Raw genomic sequence first — 23194 nt, 5'->3', positions numbered from 1 at the left:
AGTTCGCGTCGGCACGTCTGCACACACCGTTCCATGAGCGCGTTCATCCGCGGCATCCGGACCCCGCTGAGTACGACCTCGATCCCCGCCTCCTTCAGGATCTCCCACACCGTGGAGGCGGCCACCTGCACGCCCACAACCAGCAGCTCGCCGTGGACGCGCCGGTAGCCCCAGCCGGGATTCTCCCGCGCCAACCGCGCGGGAGTCGCTTCAGCAGCGCGGCCAGCTCTCAGGGGTAGCCCTACGGCGCTCTACGGCTGTTCAGGGCTTTGCTGCGGGGCCATGGCGCCGTGCTGGGGGTCAAGGGGTCGCAGGTTCAAATCCTGTCGTCCCGACCAGCGTTTTCGCAGGTCGTAGGCCGTTTCCGCGGGTAGCGGGAACGGCCTTTGCCGTTCCCGGGGTGGGAGCAACGGGGAGCCCTCTGGGAGCCCTCGCGCTCCCACCTCGCAGACGTGTCAACCACGCCCGTTTCGTCCGTCACCCGATCCGGTAGACGTAGCCGGCCGTACCGCGCCGCTGGGTGCCGCCGTCAACCCTTCACCTCTACGGTCACCCACCCGCGTCGGTCCGATCCGGCCGACGACCGGCCAAAGAACCCCTTGTCCGCTCACCGGCCTCTTCCCGACTGGGAGCACCGGAGCCGCTCCCCATACGACGGGGACCACCGTGCTCCTCGCCGAGGCGCCGTTTGTGGGATACGTGCAGGCCAAGAGGGGGCCATGGTGCCGGGCTGGCGACGACATCCCGGGTCGGGGACGGCCAATGCCCCTTGGCGTTTGGCCGCAGACGGGGCACTCCCACAACCGCCACGCCGCACAGGGCAGTTCAGCGCTCTACCAAGCTCCACCGTTCCGGCCTTCCAGAGGTGGTTTGGGTGCGCTGCGCGGTGAACTTCATGGCGTCCTGCGGCCGCTGATGGTGACAGCGGCCGTCTCATACCCGGCGTACAGACCGACTCGTCCGCTGACGCTGCCCCGAACTGGCTTATATCCGGGTCAGGCTCATCTTTCGTTGGCTTCGACCAGCCGTTCCCCGGCGTGGGCGGCAGCTGTTGATCCAGATGATTGTGCGGCTGAACCGGTAGACGTCGACGTTTGGCCGCAGGTTCGAGTCCCCGGCAGGAGCCGCAAAACATGGGAAGCCGGATCGGCGCTGATGGGGGGGCGAGACGCTGATGGTGACGGCGGTCGTCACACTCTGAACCCGGTGTACAAAGCCGACCCGTCCGCCTTCATGGCCCTGACGCCGAGGGGACCCGGGTCAGGGCCATTGCTTATTCGCGGCGGTGCCTGAAGATCGGTGAGCGGGAGGGAACATCCCCGCGAGTGCGGGGCCGACCTCGACAAAGGCATGCTGTGCACCGCCGACCGGGGAACATCCCCGCGGGTGCGGGGCCGACCATGTCGGAGCAGTCCGCGACGTGGCTGGGACCATCCCCGCGTGCGCGGGGAGCAGTTGTTCGAGGGTGAGGAAGGCGTGGGCGGTGAGGGACCATCCCCGCGTGCGCGGGGAGCAGGCAGGCCCGTTCCGGTGGATTCCTCCGAGCCGGGGACCATCCCCGCGTGCGCGGGGAGCAGTTGACGATCCACTTCGCGACGTCGGCACCAGAGGGACCATCCCCGCGTGCGCGGGGAGCAGGCGTCGGCGGGCGTCCGCGATGCGGGCGATGCGGGACCATCCCCGCGTGCGCGGGGAGCAGGGCCGGAGGCGCGTCGTGACCGGCCAGCTCCAGGGACCATCCCCGCGTGCGCGGGGAGCAGTCGCTCTCGTCTGCTGGTTTGGTGATCTGCACGGGACCATCCCCGCGTGCGCGGGGAGCAGCAGCTCCTTCTGCGTGGGCATGTCGTCCTCCTGGGACCATCCCCGCGTGCGCGGGGAGCAGGGCATGGTCGCACAGAGGTGTGGCCACAAGCCGGGACCATCCCCGCGTGCGCGGGGAGCAGAGTTCGCGACCTGCGGGTTTACTGGCGAGGGACGCTGTTTTACTTACTTTCGCCGATCTGCGCGAATGCGGTGAAACGGGCATAGCGCGCGTCTGTTCTTTCATAGGCTTCGCACCCCTCGCAGCATTCTTCCACCCGTCCACCCCGGCACCGGCCACGTCCTGATACCACCCCTGACCGCCCGCCGTCTGTCTCCGCCGTCGGCGAGCCGTGGGCGCTTCACGCGCTCCGCCGATTCGCGCGGGATCTTGCTGACGGCCAGGATGGACGGTCCCGGCCCGCCGGCAGAGCTCCAGCACCGGGTGGGCGGGACCCCTACCGGTCGTCGGCGAATCACCCTCCGTGGCGGCGTAGTCCAGGACCAGCCCGCATGCCCGGCCGCCGCGCCGGTTCACGGGTCTGCCTCGCCTCGGCGTTCGACGGGCAGACGCGGCAACTCATGCAGCGGAAGGCCGTATTCGGTCCGCCGTTGTACCCGATCGCGGTTGACCCAGTGGATACGGTGCCGGTCACCCCCCCAGGGCACCTTCCGCTGGCCTGGAAGCAGACCGGCTTGGCTGTCGCGCCGCTGTCGGGTGACACCCTCGCTGCTTCGGGCACAGCCGGTTGCTGCCTCTGGAGTCCGCCGCAGCGGCAGGTGCCTTCAAGCTTTCCCAGGAGCCGGGCGGGTGTGGATTGGGTTGGTGGCGCTTCGTGGCGCGGGCCAGCACAGCAGCAGGTAGTCCTCGTCAGAGTCGTCGCGGAGGGCGCCGGGCGCGGTGTCGCGGCCGCGGGCGTGGGCGCGCAGCCGGTACCAGCCGGGGCCCGCGTGGGCGAGGTCGGGCAGGTCGAGGTAGGTGTCCGGGTAGGTGTCGGGGTAGAGGATGTCGACGCCCAGTTGCCCGGTGTGGGTGTAGATGCTGGCTTCGGTGATCTCTTCCCAGGGGCCGGGGTCGGGCTGGTCCGGTGGGTCGTTGAGGGGGCGGGCTGTGACGTGGACGGTGCCGGTGTGGATGCCGGTGCGGATCATGGCTCCGCGGGCCATCACCAGGATCAGGCCGTCCGAGTAGTCGGCTGAGGTGATGTCGTAGGTGTCGGAGTCCACGACGCAGAACAGGTGGTTGCTGACGTGGACCGGGACACGTGGCTCCGTCATGGCGCGCGTGGCCTCTCGATGCGGTGGGCGAAGTGTCTGGGCCCGGCCGGGCGGGACGCATCCGCGGTGTGTCTCCCGACGCGGGCCGGGAGACACCGAGCAGTCGCCGGCGGAGGCGAGTTGTGGGCCTCAGCCGACTATTTTGACGGTGAAGCGGTCACCGTCCAGGACTCGCTGCTGGGTGTAGAAGGCGGAGTTCAGACCGCCCTGCGCGTTCTGGTCCCGGACGGGGATCATGCAGACGCTGACGCCTTTGGACCCCGTCTGCGTGGGCAAGCCGGTGAAGGAGCAGCCGTCGAAAGTGCGTCGCTCCCCGCCGTTGCTCAGCCCTTGGCGTGTGGTGGCGAAGGGGTACTCGTCGCAGCTGAGGCCGGTGAGGCTGGGGGCGTCTCCGCATGCTCTGGTGCGGTTGGTGTTGATGACCGCTGCGTCGGTGGTCCGGATCAGGGGGGCCTCGGCGGTCGCTCCCGGCAGCCCGGATTTCTGTGCACGGTCGACGTGGGAGGCCAGACCGGGGTAGTCGCTGCGGCTGTAGGTCAGGGTGGGCGCGTACCACGGTACGACGCAGCCGACGGTCCGCCACCGGCCTCCAGTGGCGTTGTCGCAGCGGATGTGGTCCCGGGCGAACCGGGTGGTCCGGGTGGGATGCCCGGAGTTGGTTATGTCCATCTTCCAGGTCGTTTCGCACTTCCCTATGGCGCCTCTGGCGGTGGCGGTGGTTTGGAAGCCGGCCTCTCCTTGGCGCCAGGTGGCCGCAGGGAACAGACGTCCTCGGCTGAAAGAGGATCCCTGGCTGTCGGGCTTGCAGTCGCCACTGGCGGAGGCGTCGGCGGAGACCGAGGCGTTGCGGGCGGCGCCCCAGCTGGCTTCTGTCGCGGCGACCTCGAATTGATGGATCCAGTTCGGGGCTTTGGTGCTGGAGTATGCGTAGTTGATGACAGTCAGGGAGGCCTCGCCGGTTACGGTGCTCTGGCCGTTCTGCTGACGGTAGGTCTTGTAGGTCCACGAGGAGATGTCGCAGACCTGGGTGCGTGTCCCGAGGATGGTCCCGGGGTTGTCCAGGCACCATTGCGGGATCGGCACGATGGCCTGGGCGGAGGTATCGCTGTACTTCTGCAGTGGTCTGAGGGGTTGTGCGGAGTTCGTGGCCGGCTGCAGGCACGCTCCGGTTTCACCGTCGGCGAGGGGCGGGCAAGCGGCGGACTGAGGTCCGGGCGCCTGGGGCGCTTGTTGCGGCTGACCGCCCTCGGTCAGGACTCGGGCGGCTGCAGTGTTCCGAACGGTTATTGGCCCGTCGGCTGTGTGGGCACCGGCGGGCGCGCTCAGAGTAACTACCCCGAGGAGCACGACTCCCGCTACGGCAGCGGCCTCGACGGCTAAGGATCTTCCCTGCTTGGCGGACATGCCACTCCCCCTGTGCGGTGATGAGCTCACGGACGGATTTTGTGACGCACAGTGAAACTAGGAGGGTGGGTTGCCGCCCAGCAAGAAACTTCCGATCTTCGGCTGAAAGGCTGCGTTTTTGCGCTGGCTCTCCTGGCCGCGGCAGCGGAATTGCCAGTCGGCGACCTGCGCAGGAAAGGATTGCTACGCCTTCTGTTCACCACGCGGACGCCAGATATTCGATTTCCGCGTACGGCTTATCTGTGCCTTGCGGATCACGTCGATTTCGTATAGCCCCAAGCGCATCATGCCCGTCTCTCCTGTAGGAGGCTGGCTCCCGGCTGGGATCGTTTGCTAACCTCCAGACGAGTTCATGAGGATCCCGTAAAAACCCGGGGTGAACCTGGAGGGAAGAGAATCCAGGTTCAATAACTCGCCATGTTTTCTCAATTCCAGAACCTACGGCGAACGGGTGGGCTCCAAAATTGGTCTGGATATTCATGAGAAGGGGGCAATGTGCGACGTACAGGTGCTGTTGTTCTGGTCATCGCCGGCTTGATGGCGTCCTCCGTGCTGGTAGCACCGGCAGGCTCCGCCGCTTCGTCCGGCCGAGCGCTCGCCCCGGCGGGCTGGGAGGTGCTCGACGGGGACAGCGCTGAGGCAGCGGCCAAGAGCGGGGGCGCCACCGTGACCGCTGAAGACGACCCGGCGGTCATCGCGATCCAGTCGTTGCGCAACACCAACTTCGTCACGGCCGAGCGAAACTACCCGGATCCACAGACCGGCGTGCTGCGCGCCCGTTCCACCGATCTCGGCGGCTGGGAGAACTTCGACCTGGAGTGGGACCCCGCCAACCAGGCGTACGCTCTCAAATCGCAGGCCACCGGCTTGTACGTGGCGGTGGAGAAGAACCTGACCGGTGACTTGCAGAACGCCCTACGGGCTCGGTCTGCGAACGTCGGTGGCTGGGAACGGTTCGAGTTGCTGTACAACGAAGAGCTCGACCACTGGGCGATCCGGTCCAAGCTGAACGGCCTGTACGTCACGATGGAACACAACTACACCGGCACACTCCAGTACGCGTTGAGGGCCCGTTCCACCAGCATTAGCGGATCGTGGGAACAGTTCCTTCTGTACGACCGCAGCTGAATACGGTCACTTTCGCAGAAACCGTCTTCCTCGAGCAGGAATCTCCGTGGCGCGTACTTTCGTGCAGTCAGCTGCTTCGGCGCGAGTATCGGCGCGGTTTCAGAGGCGTCTCCGGGTTCTACATCCCCGAATGATCCCAACCCTCCGCCCACCTCAGCTTCGCTCGAGATTGCCCAGCCTTCAGGGGAGTTGCTCTCTTTTCCATTTCGGGCTCACTGACCGATCGGAGGCTGAAAGCCTCGACGGTATGTGGGGCTTGTTGATCGGTCGGCAGGCGGTCCTGCACAGGCCGCACCACGCGCCACCAGGGCGGGGCCATCCCCGCGTGCGCGGGGAGCAGACGGCGACACGACGGCGCCTTCAAAGCACTCCGGGGCCATCCCCGCGTGCGCGGGGAGCAGCGGATCGACACGGGATTCCAGCTGCCTGGTGAGGGGCCATCCCCGCGTGCGCGGGGAGCAGAGTTCGCGACCTGCGGGTTTACTGGCGAGGGACGCTGTTTTTACTTACTTTCACCGATCTTCGCGAAAGCGGTGTAACGGGCGTAGTAGGCGTCTATATCTTTCATAGGCTTCTGCAACCCCTGCAGCATTCTTCCACTTGTCCGCCCGGCACCCGCCCCGCCCTGACGGGTCGCCCCTGGCCGCCCGGCTGGCCGCCGCGCCGGTTCACCGGTCTTGCTGCACCGCCCGCATCGGTGCGGACCCGGAGTCGTCCCCGGGCTCGGACATCCCCGGACCGATCCCGACCTCCGCCAATTCGGCTTCGCTGAGGTCGCCCCAGCCGTCAGGAGAGTTGATTCTTCTCGCCATTTCCGGTGGCACCCTGACATCTTTGCCCGCCACACGAATCGTTGGCTGCTCCGAGTCCCCCTGCACGACCGCTGCCCTGACCCGGCTGAGTCGCAACCGGTTCTCCTCCAGCCACTCGGTGGCGACATCGAGGGGTACCCGCACCGCGATCTGCGTCGACGGCGAGTCCTGCACGGTCACCTCCACCGGATCACCGGGCACCACCTCCAGCCACGCGCTGCGGTCTCCGCTGGGCCACTCCACTGCTTCGTCCTCCGCCAGGATGTCGAGACACCCTTCCCAGTCGTTCAGATCCTCCAGCGAGACCATCAGGCCCACCCGGCCGCTGACGAAGCCGCTCACCAGCACGACCTCGGCGGCGTAGAACCGCTCGTCACCCATGACAACGGGTGCGTCACACGCCACCTCGACGGTGACGCTCTGCGTCCGGTCGGCAAACCGGACCAGCTCAAGCGCTCGCGCTTCCTCGGCCACAGCCACTCCTTGATGAAGTCGGAGGATCAGACTGCTCACGTTCCTCCCCCGCCCCTCGGTGCCCAGGGGCGCCTTTGAACCCACCCTGCGTTGTCACCTGGACGACACCGTCGCCGCCGCCTTTGCGGTCCAGAACTGGAGGCTGGCGTGAAGCGCAAGGTCGGCTACGCCTGGAAGCTCAGGCGTGTGATGGGTGGGCAACCATTCCTGCGACCTGATGGTCATGTCCGTGCCACCCGCGTACTGGGTGGGCATTGTCAGCCTCGCCTCGGGACGTTCCTGAGGCGCAAAAACATGGGGGAAACGCCTCGTGCATCACCGCACCACCGTGGCAGGCCTCGCCGGGGCGGCCCTCGCCCTGACCGCGCTCGCGATTCCGGGGGCCGCCCAGGCAGATGAGGTCTCGGGCGACATCAGGATCACGAAGGTGGTCGTCAACGGAGGGAAGAACATCGTCCTGGGGACCACGGACGTGAAGACGTTCACCATCGCGGTGACCGCCACGGACGACTCGGGCATCGAGGTCGGAAACACCTTCCCGGTCATGTGGCACACGCCCCTCCCGAACGGCGACTCCTACGGTCTCGTGATGCCCGACGACATCGCGGGCACGTGTGTGCGCCAGAGCGTCACCACGACCACCCGCACCCACACACTGAAAATGAACCCGCGCATCCACCCCCAGGACAACACCACGGCCGGCACCTGGACCGTGAGAGCCCACGCCCTGGCCAACGACGGTGACTACATCACCAAGGACTCCGCCGCGAAGGCGAAGGTCCTGCGCAACTCCAGGCTGACGGTCAACGCCTCGCCGGAACCGGTGAAGAAGAACAAGACGATCACCGTCACGGGGGCCCTGACCCGCGCCAACTGGGAGACCTACAAGTACGGGGGCTACACGAAGCAGCCGGTGAAGCTCCAGTTCAAGAAGAAGGGCACCAGCACCTACAAGACCCTCAAGACCGTCACGACGGACAGCAAGGGCAAGCTGAGGACGACGACGAAGGCCACGGCGGACGGCTACTTCCGCTACTCCTTCGCAGGCACGTCCACCACCCCGGCGGTTGCCTCAACGGCGGACTACGTCGACGTGACGTAACTCCCGGGAGGGTCACCATCCCCAGCAGGCTCAAGAAGGCTCGACCGGACACCCTTCGGCCCGAGCCTTCTTGAGCCCCGGTCTGTTTCCCGGCCGGCGGGCCGGTCAGCCGCCGCTGCACCGCCGAACCGTGGCCCCTCACAGACCAGACCAGTCACCGGCGGAGCCCCCCGCGCCCGATCCGGGGGCGCTCCGGCGGAAGCGTCTGTCGTCTCGGCCGCTGAACAGCCCGAGGGGGCTGCGCCTCCCGCCCTGCCTCTCGTACGAGCACGTTGTGCGCCGCGGCGTCCAGACGAGCCCGCGGGACGGGCGTTCCGCACCGCCCCGCGGCGTGGATCAGCGCGCTCGCGGCGGTTTGCTCCGGCCGGAGCACGGCCTCGTGGACACGGATCAGGTCCTGCACCTGCTGCTGCGAGACGGGATAGAAGGGCAGCCCGCCGTCCAAGTCGGCGGGCCGGCCCTCGATGTCGTCCGTGACCAGGCCCTCCTGAGCCCGCCGTACGGCCAGCGGCGCTGCCAGGTCGAGCTGCCAGCCGGTCGCCGGCAACCGGTAGAGCGCCGCCGCGAGCGCACCCGGCCCGCCGCAGTCGGCGAGCACGTCCTCCACAGGCCTGGCCCGCATCGCCGTCTCTCTCCGCTCGGCAGTCCACTCCGGCCCGTACAGCAGCCTTCCCACACGCAGAGCCGACGTCCACGCCGTCACCACGGCCGGGTGGGGATCCACCCGGGGCAGCTGCACCACCCGGCCCAGGTGGCGGAGCAGGTAGGGGGCCTTCGGCAGTGCGGGGTGATGGCGCGGGTCGGCCAGGTCCACGGCGCGGTGCCAGGCGGCCGACGCCTGCTGCCACGCGACCGCGGCCGTGCGCAGCGCCGCGGCGGCCTCGCGCAACGCCCCGGCCTCCGGGGACTGCTGCGCGGCGTGCAGGAGCAGCCGGCCCGACAGGAAGTGGCCGAGAGCGAGCCACTTGGACAGGTCCTGGATGTCCGATCCGCTCAGCCGGTGACCGGACCGGCCGCGCAGCGTCTCGAAGGCGGCCCGCGACAGCCGCTCACAGTCCTCGGCGAGACGGCGCGCCCCCTCCCGGGGCGTCTCCGCGGGAGAGATCCGGACCGGTTGGCCGGGCAGGGCGAGGGGCAGGGCGTCGACGGTTGTGCCGGCGTCGCGGACCCTGGCGTCGCTGAGGACCAGGCCGCGGCCGAGCGCGAGCCGTACGTCCAGGAGCGCTGCCGCCGCGCCGGGGTGTCCTTCTCCCAGGGACAGGGCGTGGGCGACGTGGCCGGCCTCGTAGGCGAGTTCGGCGGACCGCCGGGTGAGGTGGTCGCGGGCCTCCCGGGTGCTCAGCGCGGCGGCGTACGCGGTCAGAGGCTCGCCGTCGGCGCCCCGGTGGCCCGCGATCAGATCGCCGACTGCCGCCAGAGCGCGCGTGGCCTCGTGGACGAGGCCTTCGGCGACGCCGGTGCCCGTCCGGACCGGCGCTCGCGGGGGATGACCCCACCGCGCTCGCTGGTCCCGGCGCCACCACCAATAGACATGTCAGCCGGATCGTGCGAGCTGCCGGGATCTCGAATGATTGGGCAGACACGACGCGCCCTCTGCTCTCGAAGGATCACTCATGTCCTGCACCCACCGCAGGCACCGGTCCACGTACCGCGTGCTGTCGTCTCTCGCCGTGCTGACCCTGGCTGCCGGCACCGCCACGGCGTGCAGCAGCAACGACTCCTCGTCCAGCTCCTCGGCCCCTACGTCCGCCATCCCGTCCGCCTCTGCGGGGACCGGCAAGGCGGCCGAGGCGAAGCTGCACATGGTCGACAACGACGGTCACCGCCTGGCCTTCTACGCCATACAAGGCAGCGGTTCCACCATCGTCCTGGACTCGGGCGGCGGCGAGGACTCCTCGCAGTGGAAGGACATCGCCCCCAAGGTTCATGCGGCCACCGGCGCCACCGTCATAACCTACGACCGGGCCGGCCTCGGCAAGAGCGACGTGGTGCCCGGCGCGTGGAAGGTCCAGAGCGCCGTCAGTGACCTCAAGGCGGGCCTCAAGCAGTTGGGCATCACCAAGGACGTCACCCTGGTGGCCCACTCCCAGGCCGGCGAGATCGCGAGCAACCTTGCCCAGGACGATCCGGAGATGCTCTCCGGCGCGGTCCTGGTCGACGCCAATCTCCCTCAGTTCTTCACCGACGAGGAAATCCCCCGCCTCGTCGCCGCGACCCAGCCGGACGTCGACGCGGCGAAGAAGGACCCCGAGAAGCCGGCCAACCGCCAGCTCATCTCCACCGCGGAGGGCTTCGCCGAAGCGCACCAGGTCTTCCACAAGGTGGTGTGGCCCGCCTCGGTGCCCGCAACGGTCATGGTCTCGGAGAAGACCCCGTTCGCAGGCTCTCCCCCGGACGCCCAGCACTGGCGTGATGCGGCCGCCTCATTCGTCAAGGAAGCGCCCAACCGGACGCTCGTCACCGCCAAGGGCACCTCCCACGAGGTGCCGACGGAACGCCCCGACCTCGTACTCAAGGCGATCGAAGACAGGTTTGCCGCACAGCACTGACCCCAAGGGCGCCGGCGGTCTTGGGGTCCTGCTCGGTGCCCTCGCCTGGGTCGGGCTTCCCGGCCCAGGCCCCTGCTTCTTCCCACGGTCGAACAGCCCTGCCCTGACGGACCGGAGGGCCGGACAGCGTTTTAGACGGTGCCGTCCTCGTCGTCGTCGAGTTCCGGTGCCTCCGGATCGCGCAGCGGGCGCAGAGCGCCGGCGGCCGGGGTGGAGGCGGTGAAGCTGTAGCGGCCCAGGACGTTCAGATTCTTGTGCTTGAGCGGGGAGAGGCGGGCAATGTCCTCGTCGCGGATCTCGTGGCCCTCGGCGCGCAGCTGGGTGACGGCGGCGTCGATGTACCTGGTCGTCCAGAGCACCACCGCATTGAGAACGAGACCCAGCGACCCCAACTGATCTTCCATCCCGTCCCGGTATGCCTGGTGGATGGTGCCCTTCTTCCCGTGGCAGATGTCGCGGGCGAGCTTGTGCCGGGACTCCTGGACGGTGAGCTGCTTGTGCATCTGGCGCCGGTAGGTGTCGTCGACCGGGTCGACGACCGCGAGCAGGTGCAGCGTCTTGGCGATCCGCCCGTACTCGGCGAACGCCTGCCCCGGCGGGGTCGGGTGCCCCTCCCGGCCGAACATCCGCAGCAGGTCGTACGCCCGCACCTGGTTGGTGACCAGGGAGCCGGCTACCCGCAGCATGTCCGGCCAGGCGGTGAGGACCTTCTTCACGTTGACCTTGTTGCGGGCGAGCGCCTCCAGCGGCCCGTACCCGCCCGGCGTCTCGGCGCCGGGCATCTGGGCTTTCCAGAACCGCTGGTCGGCCAGGTCCTTGAAGCGCGGGGAGAAGCGGTAGCCGAGCATCTTGAAGATGCCGAAGACCATGTCGGAGTAACTCGCGTTGTCGGTGGCGATTATCTCGGGCTTCACCCCGCCGTCCAGATTGAGCAGGGCGTGCGTCAACTTTTCCGCTCGGGACCCGGATGGGGTCGGGACCCGCAATGGCGCTGGGCGCAACGACGCGCCCCGTACCGGTCAACTCGGAGTGAGACTCCCGGCCGCCGTGCATAACCTGCATGACGATCCGGCCACCGTCTTCGTGGGCGGCGTCGGCCGCCTTGGCCCAACCGTCGACATGTGCTTGAGTCTCGATGCCTGGGGCCATCGTGTGGTCATGCGGTCGATGGTTGCCTGGCCGCGGTGTGACGAGCCGTTGTTCACGATCCAGAAGACGCGGTTGGCGCTGACGTATGGCTCGGTGTTCATGGCCTGCTCGACGAGTCTGCCGAACGGGGCGATACCGGTGGTCGGTTCGCCGTGGCCGGACACCTTGCCGCGGTGCATGTCCCAGGCGGCCAGGTAGGCCAGCGACCCGCCACGATCGTATTGGTGTTCCACGCGCATCGTTCTGGCCCGGCCGGGAGGCAGAGTGGGATGACAACGGCAGCGGGCCTGGATCGAGGTCTTCTCGTCGGAGCACACCACGTAATCGCCTGGGCCGAGCAGCTCAGCGTCGAAGAGCCGGGCATACAGGTCGAGCACCACGGCCGCCCTGGATCAACGCGAGCAGCACGGCTCGTTCATCGATGGAAGCTGGATCTGGTACCGGCTGGACGGAGGCATCGGCATGTTCTGCCAGAACGAGCCGCCGGTCTCGGCAGCGACACGCCGCCCCCGGTGGGGTTGGATCGAGGTCGTGCCCAAGCCGCCACCCGCGTCGACCAAGATCAGCCTGCGGCAACGCCTGACCCAGCGCGCCCAGGCCCGCTGGCCCGTCCTGGCCACTGTCAGCGTGCACTACCGAGGGGTGCTCGCCTATATCGACGGGCACCTCAGCGACGGGACGATCCTGCCGCTGTACCGGCTGCGATACAACGGCTCGGCGAGCATCTGGGTTTCGCGATCTACCTGGCCAGCCGCGACGGATACGAAGACAACATCCTGCCCAGCGGCCTACCCGCCGGCAGCCCCGAAGAAGGCCTCGACTGCGTCTGCGGCCTCTACCTCAACGACCCCACCGGCTGGTCCCTACCCCCGACGAATTAACGGCGCGGACCACTTAGGTATCCGTATGAGCACGGCCCGCGGGCACCACAGCGGCGACGCTCTAATCCTGGCCTCAGGTTGATCGGGGAGAATGAGCGGCAAAAACATCGACTGGAAGGGGGCGGGCTGGCGTGCGGATCATGATCGCGGATGATGACCCGGCCATCCGTGCGTCGCTGGAGCGGGTGCTCCAGGTCGAGGGTTACGACACCAGCATCGTCGCCAACGGTCTCGCCGTGCTCGACAAGGTCGGTGGGGCCAGCGGTGACACGCTGGATCTGCTGCTCCTCGACGTGATGATGCCCCGCCTCGGCGGGTTGGAGACCTGCCGGCGGTTGCGGGCCGCGGGTCGGGATCTGCCGGTGCTGATGCTGACCGCCCGTGACCAGGTCTCCGACCGGGTCGCGGGGCTGGACGCGGGCGCCGACGACTACCTGCCCAAGCCGTTCGCCACCGAGGAGTTGCTGGCCCGGGTGCGGGCCCTGCTGCGCCGGCGCACGCCGACCGACGAGGAGTCGCAGATCCTGTCGTTCGCCGACGTCCGCCTCGATCCCGACAGGTTCGAGGCGTGGCGGGGCGGGCGGCCACTGCGCCTGACCCGGACCGAGTTCTCCCTCCTGCAGGTCCTCGTGTGCAACGCGACCCGGGTCTTGACCCGCGACGCGCTGTTCGAGGCGATCTGGGGCTTCGGCATGAGCTCCACCGCCAACAACCTCCAGGTATACGTGAGCTACCTGCGCCGCAAGATGGAGGCCGAGGGTGAGCCGCGATTGATCTACACGCTGCGCGGCCTGGGATACACGTTGCGGGAGACTCCTCCGTGAGCAGGCCCGCCGGCCGGGAACCGCGCCGGCTGACCCGATGGTGGCGCCGGCGGTCCCTGCGGACCAGGCTGACGGTGATCGCGGCGACGGCCATCGCGGTCAGCGTGTTCGTGGCCTTCCAGGTGGCCAGCGAGCTACTGGACTGGGAGCTGCAGGACACCGCCGAGAATCAGTTGCGCGCCGACTCCCGCGTCCTGGCGACGAACGCGGAGCGCGCCGGTCTGGCGCAGGTCCAGCTACCGCCGTATCCCGGATCCGGTCGGCTGGTGCGGGTCATCCTGCCCGACGGCTCGATCCGGACGCCGACCGGCCAACCCTCGCTGCCCCCGGTCAGCGAGCACGCCGGGCGCGTGGCGCAGGGCGCGTCGGCCGACCTGATGGAGTCGAACGACAGCGACGAAGACGGCTACCTCATCTACACGCTGCGGGCGGGCGACGGCGCGGTCCAGGTGGCCCGCGTCGTCGACGACGGCCCGATCAACCAGTTCGGGTTGGGCATGCTGCTGATCGGGCTGCTCTGCGTGGTCGGCGGCGCCCTTGTCGGGCGGACCGTGGCGCGGACCGGGCTGGCACCGATCGACCGGCTGACCGCCGCCGCGGTACGTGTCGCGCACACCCGGGATCTCGACGCCGACATCCCGGATGAGGGCGGTGGGGAGATCCGGCGGCTGATCCAGTCGATCAACGACATGCTCGCCGCGCTCCGGGACTCCCGGCGGGCCCAGCGGCTGCTCGCCGAGGACGCCGCCCACGAGCTCAAGACCCCGCTCACCAGCCTGCGCCTCAACGTCGAGCTGCTGATCCGGCTCGATCGGCGCGGCACCCTGGACAGCGCACTGCCGGCGGAGAGCCGGACCCGGATGCTCAACGATCTCGGCGCCCAGGTGGCCGAGTTGAGCACCCTTGTCGCCGAGCTGACCGACCTGGCGCGCGGTGACGTCAGCGACGAGAGCACCGAGGTGCTCGACCTCGCCGACGTGGTGGTGGCCGCCGCGACCCGGGCGGGTTCCCGCGTGCCCGACATCGAGGTGGCGCTCGACGTGACCTCTGTGTGGGTGAGCGGGCGTCCCGCTGCGCTCGAGCGAGCGGTGCTCAACCTCATCGACAACGCCGGTAAGTGGTCCCCCGCGGACCAGCCGGTCCAGGTCCGGCTTCGTGCCGAGGGCGCGTCGGTGGTGCTCGAGGTCGACGACGCCGGGCCGGGCATCGACGCCGCCGACGTACCGCGGGTGTTCGACCGGTTCTACCGTGCCGACAGCGCCCGGGCGTTGCCGGGATCCGGTCTGGGGCTGTCGATCGTGCAGCGGGTCGTCGACGCCCACGGCGGCCGGGCCGCCGTCGCCCGCTCCGCACGCGGTGGCGCGCTGCTTCGGGTCGACCTTCCGGCCGCGGCCCCGCCCGCCCCGGTCGCGCGGCTCACCGCCGGGGAGGACACCGCGGCGTGCTGACCCGCCCCGGCGGCGCGGCGCAGGACAAGGGACGGCGGCCCTCGGGCATGGCCCCGCGCGGCTCACCGTCGGGGCAGGACACCGCGATGCGCCGACCCCAGCCCCGGCGTGTGGCGCAGGACCAAAGGGCTGCGACCGTCGGGCCCATGAAAAAAATCCGGGACGGGCCTGGATCCCCGTCCCGGATCTCGTCCGTGCCGCCGCACTCACCGTTGCAGCGCGGGCTCCTCCTCGTCGGCGAGCGGCTGTTGACCGTCCGGCAGCTCCGCCGCTGGACGGGACAGCCGGCTCGGCCACCAGATCCGGCGGCCGATCAGCAAGGTGAGGGCGGGCACCAGGACCGACCGCACCAGCAGGGCGTCGAGCAGCACGCCGAAGGCGACCAGGAACCCGACCTGGATCAGCATCACCAGCGGAAGTGTGACGAGGACCGCGAACGTGGCCGCCAGGACCAGGCCTGCCGAGGTGATGACGCCACCGGTGGCCGAGAGGGCTTTGAGCATGCCCTCTCTGGTGCCGAGACGCACGGTCTCCTCCCGGGCCCGGCTGGTCAGGAAGATGTTGTAGTCGATGCCGAGCGCCACCAGGAACAGGAATGCCAGCAGCGGCACCGAAGAGTCGATACCCTTGAACCCGAGGATCGTGTCGAAGACGAACACGCTGCCGCCGAAGGCTGCGGCGAATGAGACGATCACGGTTGCCATCAGGACCAGCGGGGCCAGGATCGCGCGCAGCAGCAGCCCGAGGACGATCAGGACGACGACGAGCACCAGCGGGATCACCAGCTTCTCGTCGCGCTTGGTGGTCACCTCGGTGTCGAGGTTCTCCGCACTCGGCCCGCCGACGATCGCCTCCGCCCCGCTCACCGCGTGCACGGCGGTACGCACCCGCTTGATCGTGTCGTACTCTGCGGCGGTGTCCGGCGCGTCCTTCGGGAACACGGAGATGTTGGCCCAGTCACCGCTGGTCTGCTCCGGGATGGCCAGGGCCACACCGCGAGTGTCCTTGACGATGTCGAGCACCTGCTCCTGGTGCGCCGGCCGCGTGAAGATCGTCATCGGCTGGCCGCCGAGCTCCGGGAAGTGCTGGCGGAGAACGGTGAAGCCGGTGACCGACTCCGGCGCGGACAGGAACTGGTCCTGCTCCCGCAGAGCGTTGGTGTTGCCCGCCAGCCCGAGGGCGAGCACGCCGAGGACTCCGAGCGAGCCGAGCGTCGCCACCCACCGGCGGCGGTTGATGGCGGTGCCGAGCCGTCCCCACAGCCCCGGCTTCTCCTCCACGGCCGTGCTGAACCGCGGGATGGCCGGCCAGAAGATCCGCCTGCCGAGCACCACGAGCACCGCCGGGAACAGCGTCAGCATGGCCACCAGCGCGCACAGGATGCCGGCCGCACCGATCGGGCCCAGGCCGCTGGTGCTGTTCAGGTCCGCGACGAGCAGGCAGAGCAGGCCGGCGACCACGGTGGCCGCGGACGCGACGATGGCCGGCGCCGCGCCGCGTAGCGCGTGGACCATCGCGACCCGGACGTTCTCATGGTGGTGCAGTGCCTCCCGATACCGAGCGATGAGCAACAGCGCGTAGTCCGTGCCGACGCCGAATACCAGGATCGTCAGCAGCGCCGAGTTCTGGTCGTTGACCACGATGCCGAAGCCCTTGACGAGCAGGTAGACGGTCCCCATCGAGGTCAGTGCGGCCGCGCCGACGGCCACCAGCGGGATGATCCACAACACCGGGCTGCGGTAGGTGAGGATGAGCAGGAGCGTGACGACGACGATGGTGGTGATGAGGACCTGCTCGTCGATGCCGTCGAAGACGGCATCCATGTCGCCGTCGATCGCGCCCGGGCCGGTCACGTGGAGTTCCAGGCCGGAGGGGCGGTCCTTCGCGGCGTCACGCAACGGGCCGACGATCTCCTCCGGTGCGCCGTAGGCCGTGCTCACCTCGAGGGTGAACATCATCGCCTTGCGGTCGGTGGAGAGGCTCGTCGGTGATCCCTCGTCGTCCTCGCCGGCCGCCGCCGTCGCCTTCGGCGGGTACCGCTTGGCAAGGGTGTTGTAGTGGCGCTCGACCGTCGCGCGGTCGGCGTCGGTCATGCCGTCGTCGCGGTGGTACACGAAGACGAACGTGTTGTTGTCACCGCCGGGGAGACTGTCGTCCAGCACCGCCACCTTGGTGGACTCGGCACTGGCCGGCAGGGTGTCCACGGCGCTGTCGGTGGTGACCGAGCTCAACTTTCCGCTCAGCGGCACCACGCCCGCCGCCAGCACCAGCCACAGGCCAATCACCAACCATGGCACCCACCGGCCTGCCAACCGGCCGGCCGGCGCTTGCCCGGACGGCGCTGCGTTGACTGCCATCACTAGCCTCCTGCATACGGGTTGCATCGCTTATCTGGATGCCTACTTCCTACTGAGCGAACCTGAGACGACTGTTAATACGGCGCTCAGGCCGGTCGGCCGAACCATGTGCCAAGCGCACGCACCAGCGTGGTGGCGTCGAGGTCCTGCCCGGTGGGCAAGGCCCAGGCGACACAGCCGTCGGGCCGGATGAGCAACGCGTCGACGTCCACCCGGTCCGTGCGGGCGGTGACGGTGTTGACCCGTCCGGTCCACGCGGCCGCGGCGTCGCGGACCTCCGCGCGGTCGACGAGGTGGAGCAGGAGCCCACGACCCTCACGCAGCAGGTCCGCCGACCGGGTCACCGCGGTGACGACGTCCGGGTCGGGCCGCTCCAGCGTCAACTGCACGTCCGGGCACAGGGTGCCGACGAGCCGGTGGTCGTCGCCTCTGAAGCCGCCGGTCTCGAGCAGGCTGCGGGCGATGTATTGGGTCAGGTCGCGGAAGCCGAGGGCGCTGCCGCGTAGCTGCTCGAGGCGGCCGTTGATGGCCTCTGTGGGTCCGTTGGACGTGCCGGGTCGGTCGAAGTAGGCCAGCACGTCAGCGGCGCGCTTCTTCAGGTCCGCCCGAGGGTGGTGACCTCGCTCAGCGCGGCCGGGACTCCACGGCTGAGGGTCTCGATCAGCTGGGTCATCATGGTCCGGCCGGCGGCGCGGTCGGGGTGGCGGTAGGCGGCGATGACAGCCTGGTAGACACCCCAGGTGACCTCGACGGCGACGTGGTCCTCGTCGGCGAACAGGGCGGCGATCCCGGCGCGTTGTCGGTCGGTGAGCAGGTCGGCTCAGCTGTGCAGGGTCCGGCCGGCGCGGTGGAGCGGGTCGCCGGCGAACTCGCGGTGACCGTGCAGGTCCTGCTGGATCCGTCGCCGGCACCGGTCCAGGGCGTCCCCGGCCAGGCGGGCGACGTGGAACGGGTCCATCACCGCGACCGTCCCGGGCAGCTGTTCGGTGGTCGCGGTCGTGAACCCGGTGAAGGCGTCCATTGCGACCACCTCCAAGCCGTCCCGGAAGACAGCAGGCCGGGCGGCGCGTCGCCAGGTGGCGAAGGCCTGCTTGGAGCGGCCGGGCACCATGTCGAGCAACCTCGCCGGGCCAGTTCCGTCGCGGTTCGGGGCCTCGGCCAGCACCGCTTGGTTGGCGGTGTGCCACGAAACCGCCAGCCCTTCGGCGATCCTCGCGACGCTCAGGTGCTGTCGGGGCTGGTGGCGGCGTCCAGGCGCAGCCGGGCGTGACGTCCACGGCCAGGACCAGCCGCCCGCGCACCGCGGTAGCGGCAGCCCTGTGAGGACGCCACGAAGCCGTTCGACCTCGATCCAGCCCTTGTTCAGCGCGTCGTACGACGCGCCGTGCCCGCGCCGGTGCTCGGGCGGCAACGACAACCCGACCAGGGTTCGTACCGGCCCATCAGTACAGAGCACCGCGTCGGTGAGCTCGAACAGCGCGTCGACCCGCGCGATCAGACAGGCGTAGAAGTCGGTTCTGAGCTGAGTTTGGCTCCCGTCCATCGCCGACGGACTCTCGTGGGCGTGACTTCGGGCCCAGTTGCGACGGGCCTTGATTCTCGTGCGGGTGTCGAACGGCGCTCCGGAGAGAAGTACCGTGGTACCACCTCCCTCCCGAAGATGACGACCACAGTACGACGAAACAGGACGGAATCGAGCCTAGCGTTCAGGCTATGACGAAACCTGGAAGTCCACTGCGGAGGTTCGGGGCGGCCACCATCGCGCTGGCGACGGCGTTCGCTGTCGTCGCCTGCGGGTCGGACGCCGACAACAGTGCGGCGCCCGCCGCGGCCGACTCGCACAGCGCGCACGCGGGCGGGTCGTCGGCTCCACCGCAGCCGCTGCGCGCCGGCGAGCGGTTCGTCGACCTGAAGATGGCCGAGGCCTACACGCCCGCGCCGCCGGACGGCGCCGTGGACGAGTACCGGTGCCAGGTGCTCGATCCGGGCCTGACCAAGGAGGCGTTCCTGACCGGGACCCAGGTCATGCCGGAGAACGTCGCCATCGCGCACCACGGCATCGTGTACGCGGTGCCGCCGGGCGGCGCTGCCGCGGTGCGCGAGCAGGACGCGAAGACTCCCGGCCTCGGCTGGCAGTGTTTCGGCGGGACCGGCGTGGACGGCGCCGACGTGGAGGGCGACGACGAGGGCGCCGACCCGGGCGCGGCGTGGGTGGACACCTGGGCGCCGGGCGCCACGGAGACGCTGCTCGACCAGGACGCCGGCTTCAAGCTGGAGCCGGGCAGCCTGATCATCCTCCAGATGCACTACAACCTGCTCGCGACCGACGGCAAGCCGGGCGGGTCGGACCGCTCGGCGGTGCGGATGCGGCTGACGGACGGCACGCCGCAGACCCGGGAACTCGAGACGTGGTCGCTCGACGCGCCGACCGACCTGCCCTGTGCCGCCGACGAGTCGGGTCCGCTCTGTGACCGGGCGGCCTCGATCGCGGACGTGACGAAGCGGTTCGGGCCGGAGGTCGGCGAATTCGCGGACCGTCAGGTGGAGGAGTGCAACGAGGGCGGCGTGCCGAAGCCCGGTGACACCCAGTCCTGCGACCACGAGGTGGAGGAGCCGGTGACGGTGTTCGCCGGTTTCGGTCACATGCACATGCTCGGGCGTTCCATGAAGGTCGAACTCAACCCGGGCACGCCGAAGGCCAAGGTCCTGCTGGACGTGCCGCAGTTCGACTTCGACAACCAGCGGATGGTGAAGCTGCCGTCGCCGGTGGAGGTCGGTCCGGGGGACACGCTGCGGGTGACGTGTACGCACGACGCGGGGCTGCGCAAACAGCTGCCGCAGCTGAAGAAGCTGCCGCCGCGCCACGTTGTGTGGGGCGACGGCACCGGCGACGAGATGTGCATTGGCATCATAACGGTCTCCTCCCGCAAGTCCTGACGAAGCGTCGAACGTGTGTGAGCTCACTGAGGTCAACAAGCCGAAAAACACCACTGTTTGCGCTCAGGAGGCATCGTCTTGCCAGATCCAACACGCCGCACGGTTGTCTGCGGCCTGCTAGCCGGTCTGGTCGCACCGGTTTCCCTAGCCGCCTGCTCGTCCGGGACACCCGCCGCCAACCCGCCCGCCGGAGGATCCTCCGGCTCCGGTGGCACGCCGTTGGCCAAGCTGGCCGACGTTCCGGTCGGCAGCGGGGCGATCGTGGATGGACCGTCAGGCAAAGTCCTGATCGTCCGGCCATCGGAGAACGAGGTCAAAGGGCTCGACCCGGTCTGCCCGCACGCGGGCGTCACCGTTTCCCAACCGGCGGGCGGCACCATCACATGCCCCGGCCACGGCAGCGTCTTCGATGCCGCGACCGGCGACATGAAGAAAGGGCCGGCGACTACCGGCCTGACCCCGATCCCGGTGAAGATCAGCGGCGACTCGGTCGTGACCGCCTAGAAAGGTGTCGGCGGCCCGCCGGAACTCGGCGGGCCGTTCGACCCAGGGATAGTGGCCGCACTGGTCGATCAGCACGACATCGCCGTTCGGGAAAAGCCTCGCCAGCGCCTTCACCGGCCGCACACCCGTCAGACAGTCCTGCGCGCCACCGAGCACCAATGTCGGTGCCTTCACCGCAGCGAGCCTTCCGGCCAGGTCTTCCGGTGGCTGCACGCTGAAAAACGCCTGTGCCGCGGCGAGGTCGAACTTCCCCAGTTGTGCGTGCTTCTGTTCGGCTGCCGTCCAGACGGCGTACCCCATCGGGGCGCACGCCTGCTGCCAGGTATTGAACGCTGTCTCGTCGGACAGATCGGCGCCGCCTTGGAACGCGGCAACAGCTTTGTCGAACACCGGGTCGCCACTTCGTTCACCGATGAGCTCCGCCGCGTCGGCGGGCTCGTCCACCAGATAGGTGGACGGCGGCGTGACGAGAAGGAGTCGGGCGACCCGCTCCGGATACTGCGCCGCGTAGCTGATCGCGAGCCTGGTGCCGGCAGAATGGCCGATGATGGTCAACCGCTCCTGCCCCAGATGCTCGCGCAGCGACTCGACATCACGGGCTTGAGTCCAGTACGCGCCGGTTTCGGCGCGCTCCGGCTTTGGTGACTTGTCGACAGCTCTGAGCTCACACACGTCCGCACTGAACTCACACCCGTGCGGCGTTGTGGCAGTCGGACGGGCGGTGACGTGGGCGGCTGCAGGCGGACCCGGCAGCGGAGCGGTCGATCACGCCGAGCGGATCGGCCCGGAGCGGTGCGGCTGGGAACTACGGTCGCGCCCCCGACGGACGCGCGAGACGAAGCGCTAAATCGGCCGGGTGAGTCTCAGGTCGTAGGCGAGGATGACGGCCTGGATCCGGTCCCGTGCGCCGATCTTGGCGAGGACCCGCCCGACGTGGGTCTTCACCGTCGACTTCGACAGCGTGAATCGTTGCGCGATCTCGCCGTTGGTGAGGCCGTGGCCGATGGCGACGAGGATCTCGCGCTCGCGGCCGGTCAGGGAGTCCAGCCGGGGATCCTCCCGCACGGGCCCGCAGAGGTCATCGCCGAGCCGGTCGGCGAACGTGTCGAGCAGCCGCCGAGTCAGCGCCGGCGCGATCACCGCGGCCCCGGCGGCGACGGCCCGGATGCCGGCGAGGAGCTCCTCCGGGCGGATGTCCTTCAGCAGGAAACCGCTCGCCCCGGCCCGCAGCGCGGCGAGCGCGTACCGGTCCACGTCGAACGTCGTCAGCACCAGGATCCGCGAACGCCCACCGGCGGCGACGATGCGCCGGGTGGCCTCGATCCCGTCGACGCCCGGCATGCGGATGTCCATCAGCACCACGTCGGGATGCAGCTCGGTGGTCCACCGAACGGCCTCGGCGCCGTTCTCGGCCTCGCCGACGATCTCGGTGTCGGGGGTGCTCTCCAGCAGCATGCGAAACCCGAAGCGCTGCAGCGGCTGGGCGTCCACCACGAGCACGGAGATCATGAATGGCTGCCTTCAGGGTCGCGTAGACGGTCCAGCCGCCGTCCGATGCGGGGCTGACGCTGACCGTGCCGCCGTAGAGCGCGGCGCGTTCGGCCATGCCGGCGAGGCCGAGACCCGCGTCGCCCGGCGATGCCTACTTCATACCGAGCGAACCTGAGACGACTGTTAAAACGGCGCTCAGGCCGGTTGGCCGCCGGCGCGGGTTCGTCGTCGGGCGGGCCGCTGTCGTGCACGACGATGTGGACCCGGCAGGAGTCGGCCGCCAGGCTCAGGTCGACGGTGGTGCGCGGGCCAGCGTGCTTGAGGGCGTTGGTCAGGGCCTCCTGCACGATGCGGAAGGCGGCCAGTAGCATGCCGAGGTCCAGCCGGTCGGGGCTGCCGGATCGCAATCATTGCAACAGCCGATTTCTCAGCGCTCGGATCTCGTTCTCCAGGGCGGCGTTCGACTCCTTGCGGTGCTCGATGATCACGCTTGTCTCGATCGGGGCTGGGAGACACGGAACGCTTTCCAACCTCATGCTGATGCGGCGAGGTGGAGGATGAGGACGGCCTGGACCAGGCCGGTGATGCGAGTGGTGGAGCAGCGGAGCTTGCGCAGCAGCCGCCAGGACTTGAGGGCGGCCACCGCCTGTTCGCCCAGGGCGCGGATGCGGGCGTGAGAGCGGTTGTGGGCCTGCTGCCCGGCCGAGAGCTTCTCCCAGCGGCCCCAGTAGGGCACCCGTGTGGTGCCGCCGGCGCCTCGGTAGGCCTTGTCCGCCCAGCAGGCCGTGCCGGCCTCGGCCAGGGCATCGATGACGCCGTGGGTCCGCGCGGCCTTGATGTCGTGGACGGCTCCGGGCAGGGCCGGGGAGGCCCAGAGCAGCCGCCCGGCCGGGTCGGCGATGACCTGCACGTTCATGCCGTGTTTTGTCTCCCGGAATAGAAGGGCCGGTCGGCTGCTATCCGGTCGGTGCACGGTGCCCTCGATGACGGTGGTCAGGACAGGCCACGGGGGCAGGCAGGACCGGGCTGCCTTGCATGCCGAACCAGTGGCCCGGG

The 23194-nt window shown here is 69.2% G+C and carries 16 protein-coding genes, 6 pseudogenes and 1 CRISPR repeat array; of the genes and pseudogenes, 8 read left to right on the top strand and 14 right to left on the bottom strand.

The features are described 5' to 3' along the window. Positions 1-33 precede the first annotated feature (33 nt). Positions 34-168 carry a hypothetical protein gene (locus tag E4N63_RS31405; protein ID WP_374112682.1) on the top strand — a complete coding sequence of 45 codons (135 nt, stop codon included), beginning with the start codon at positions 34-36 and terminating at the stop codon, positions 166-168. Between the two features lie 1141 nt (positions 169-1309). After that, a CRISPR array of direct repeats spans positions 1310-1943; the repeat unit is 29 nt; unit sequence GGGACCATCCCCGCGTGCGCGGGGAGCAG. A gap of 643 nt (positions 1944-2586) precedes the next feature. Here E4N63_RS31405 and E4N63_RS04445 read toward each other — a convergent pair. Further along, positions 2587-3078 carry a hypothetical protein gene (locus E4N63_RS04445; protein WP_230239939.1) on the bottom strand — a complete coding sequence of 164 codons (492 nt, stop codon included), beginning with the start codon at positions 3076-3078 and terminating at the stop codon, positions 2587-2589. Positions 3079-3207: 129 nt separating this feature from the next. Continuing rightward, positions 3208-4161, bottom strand: coding sequence for a hypothetical protein (locus tag E4N63_RS04440; protein WP_230239938.1), 954 nt, complete (start codon positions 4159-4161; stop codon positions 3208-3210). 816 nt (positions 4162-4977) lie between these two features. Here E4N63_RS04440 and E4N63_RS04435 point away from each other — a divergent pair. Continuing rightward, a complete protein-coding gene (locus E4N63_RS04435; RefSeq protein ID WP_230239937.1) occupies positions 4978-5610 on the top strand; it encodes a hypothetical protein in 633 nt (210 codons plus the stop codon). Positions 5611-6278: 668 nt separating this feature from the next. Here the strand turns inward: E4N63_RS04435 and E4N63_RS04430 are convergent. Next, on the bottom strand, positions 6279-6896 hold the full coding sequence (locus tag E4N63_RS04430) for a DUF5959 family protein (protein WP_230239936.1): 618 nt from the start codon (positions 6894-6896) through the stop codon (positions 6279-6281). Between the two features lie 310 nt (positions 6897-7206). Between E4N63_RS04430 and E4N63_RS04425 the strand changes: the two genes are divergently transcribed. Next, a complete protein-coding gene (locus E4N63_RS04425) occupies positions 7207-7998 on the top strand; it encodes a calcium-binding protein (protein ID WP_230239935.1) in 792 nt (263 codons plus the stop codon). Between the two features lie 154 nt (positions 7999-8152). On the opposite strand, the gene E4N63_RS04420 is transcribed toward E4N63_RS04425, so the two are convergent. Beyond that, the gene (locus E4N63_RS04420; protein WP_230239934.1) at positions 8153-8887 is read right to left on the bottom strand and encodes a hypothetical protein; all 735 of its coding nucleotides are present in this window, start codon (positions 8885-8887) and stop codon (positions 8153-8155) included. A 724-nt stretch (positions 8888-9611) separates the two neighbouring features. Here E4N63_RS04420 and E4N63_RS04415 point away from each other — a divergent pair. After that, complete coding sequence (locus tag E4N63_RS04415; RefSeq protein WP_230239933.1) at positions 9612-10547, top strand: alpha/beta fold hydrolase; 936 nt, start codon at positions 9612-9614, stop codon at positions 10545-10547. 131 nt (positions 10548-10678) lie between these two features. Here E4N63_RS04415 and E4N63_RS04410 read toward each other — a convergent pair. Together E4N63_RS04410 and E4N63_RS30945 are read right to left on the bottom strand one after the other, a co-directional pair. Next, positions 10679-11482: pseudogene (locus E4N63_RS04410) on the bottom strand (Tn3 family transposase); the annotation flags it as partial. 84 nt (positions 11483-11566) lie between these two features. After that, positions 11567-12076, bottom strand: a complete 510-nt coding sequence (locus tag E4N63_RS30945; protein WP_308188642.1) for a hypothetical protein — start codon at positions 12074-12076, stop codon at positions 11567-11569. A gap of 632 nt (positions 12077-12708) precedes the next feature. On the opposite strand from E4N63_RS30945, the gene E4N63_RS04400 reads away from it, so the two are divergent. Together E4N63_RS04400 and E4N63_RS04395 are read left to right on the top strand one after the other, a co-directional pair. Continuing rightward, positions 12709-13401 carry a response regulator transcription factor gene (locus E4N63_RS04400; protein WP_125623552.1) on the top strand — a complete coding sequence of 231 codons (693 nt, stop codon included), beginning with the start codon at positions 12709-12711 and terminating at the stop codon, positions 13399-13401. Then, entirely contained in the window at positions 13398-14849 is a 1452-nt protein-coding gene (locus tag E4N63_RS04395; protein WP_125623551.1) for a HAMP domain-containing sensor histidine kinase, read from the top strand. The genes E4N63_RS04400 and E4N63_RS04395 overlap by 4 nt, the downstream gene beginning before the upstream one ends. 206 nt (positions 14850-15055) lie before the next feature. On the opposite strand, the gene E4N63_RS04390 is transcribed toward E4N63_RS04395, so the two are convergent. The 4 genes and pseudogenes from E4N63_RS04390 to E4N63_RS04380 all read right to left on the bottom strand — a co-directional run. Then, positions 15056-17206 carry an MMPL family transporter gene (locus E4N63_RS04390; RefSeq protein ID WP_125623550.1) on the bottom strand — a complete coding sequence of 717 codons (2151 nt, stop codon included), beginning with the start codon at positions 17204-17206 and terminating at the stop codon, positions 15056-15058. 86 nt (positions 17207-17292) lie between these two features. Next, positions 17293-17565, bottom strand: a pseudogene (locus tag E4N63_RS31400) (hypothetical protein); the annotation flags it as partial. A 57-nt stretch (positions 17566-17622) separates the two neighbouring features. Continuing rightward, positions 17623-18434, bottom strand: a pseudogene (locus tag E4N63_RS04385) (ISL3 family transposase); the annotation flags it as partial. Continuing rightward, a pseudogene (locus E4N63_RS04380) lies at positions 18424-18749 on the bottom strand (transposase); the annotation flags it as partial. The pseudogenes E4N63_RS04385 and E4N63_RS04380, both read right to left, overlap by 11 nt. A 170-nt stretch (positions 18750-18919) precedes the next feature. On the opposite strand from E4N63_RS04380, the gene E4N63_RS04375 reads away from it, so the two are divergent. Beyond that, positions 18920-20143: a monooxygenase gene (locus E4N63_RS04375; RefSeq protein WP_125623549.1), complete on the top strand. Its 1224-nt coding sequence runs from the start codon at positions 18920-18922 to the stop codon at positions 20141-20143. Between the two features lie 261 nt (positions 20144-20404). Next, positions 20405-20647, top strand: a complete 243-nt coding sequence (locus E4N63_RS04370) for a Rieske (2Fe-2S) protein (RefSeq protein ID WP_230242346.1) — start codon at positions 20405-20407, stop codon at positions 20645-20647. Between the two features lie 27 nt (positions 20648-20674). On the opposite strand, the pseudogene E4N63_RS04365 reads toward E4N63_RS04370, so the two are convergent. The 4 genes and pseudogenes from E4N63_RS04365 to E4N63_RS04355 all read right to left on the bottom strand — a co-directional run. Then, positions 20675-21319 (bottom strand): annotated as a pseudogene (locus tag E4N63_RS04365) (alpha/beta hydrolase); the annotation flags it as partial. Between the two features lie 171 nt (positions 21320-21490). Continuing rightward, positions 21491-22156 carry a response regulator transcription factor gene (locus tag E4N63_RS04360; RefSeq protein WP_125623548.1) on the bottom strand — a complete coding sequence of 222 codons (666 nt, stop codon included), beginning with the start codon at positions 22154-22156 and terminating at the stop codon, positions 21491-21493. Next, positions 22153-22509 carry an ATP-binding protein gene (locus E4N63_RS31395; protein WP_374112681.1) on the bottom strand — a complete coding sequence of 119 codons (357 nt, stop codon included), beginning with the start codon at positions 22507-22509 and terminating at the stop codon, positions 22153-22155. Before E4N63_RS31395 ends, E4N63_RS04360 begins: the two co-directional genes overlap by 4 nt. Before the next feature lie 161 nt (positions 22510-22670). Next, a pseudogene (locus E4N63_RS04355) lies at positions 22671-23104 on the bottom strand (transposase family protein); the annotation flags it as partial. Positions 23105-23194 lie beyond the last annotated feature (90 nt).

The organism is Streptomyces sp. MNU89, assembly GCF_020982505.1.
Classification (GTDB): Bacteria; Actinomycetota; Actinomycetes; order Streptomycetales; family Streptomycetaceae; genus Streptomyces; species Streptomyces xinghaiensis.
The sequence above is the reverse complement of the archived record's forward strand: the minus strand, read 5'-3'. Positions and strand labels throughout refer to the sequence as shown.

Bases quoted from the DNA above. Each gene is read 5' to 3' on its own strand.
- E4N63_RS31405 (WP_374112682.1), top strand. From the start codon at position 34: ATGAGCGCGTTCATCCGCGGCATCCGGACCCCGCTGAGTACGACCTCG.
- E4N63_RS04445 (WP_230239939.1), bottom strand. From the start codon at position 3,078: ATGACGGAGCCACGTGTCCCGGTCCACGTCAGCAACCACCTGTTCTGC.
- E4N63_RS04415 (WP_230239933.1), top strand. From the start codon at position 9,612: ATGTCCTGCACCCACCGCAGGCACCGGTCCACGTACCGCGTGCTGTCG.
- E4N63_RS04390 (WP_125623550.1), bottom strand. From the start codon at position 17,206: ATGGCAGTCAACGCAGCGCCGTCCGGGCAAGCGCCGGCCGGCCGGTTG.
- E4N63_RS04375 (WP_125623549.1), top strand. From the start codon at position 18,920: ATGACGAAACCTGGAAGTCCACTGCGGAGGTTCGGGGCGGCCACCATC.
- E4N63_RS04360 (WP_125623548.1), bottom strand. From the start codon at position 22,156: ATGATCTCCGTGCTCGTGGTGGACGCCCAGCCGCTGCAGCGCTTCGGG.
- E4N63_RS31395 (WP_374112681.1), bottom strand. From the start codon at position 22,509: ATGCTACTGGCCGCCTTCCGCATCGTGCAGGAGGCCCTGACCAACGCC.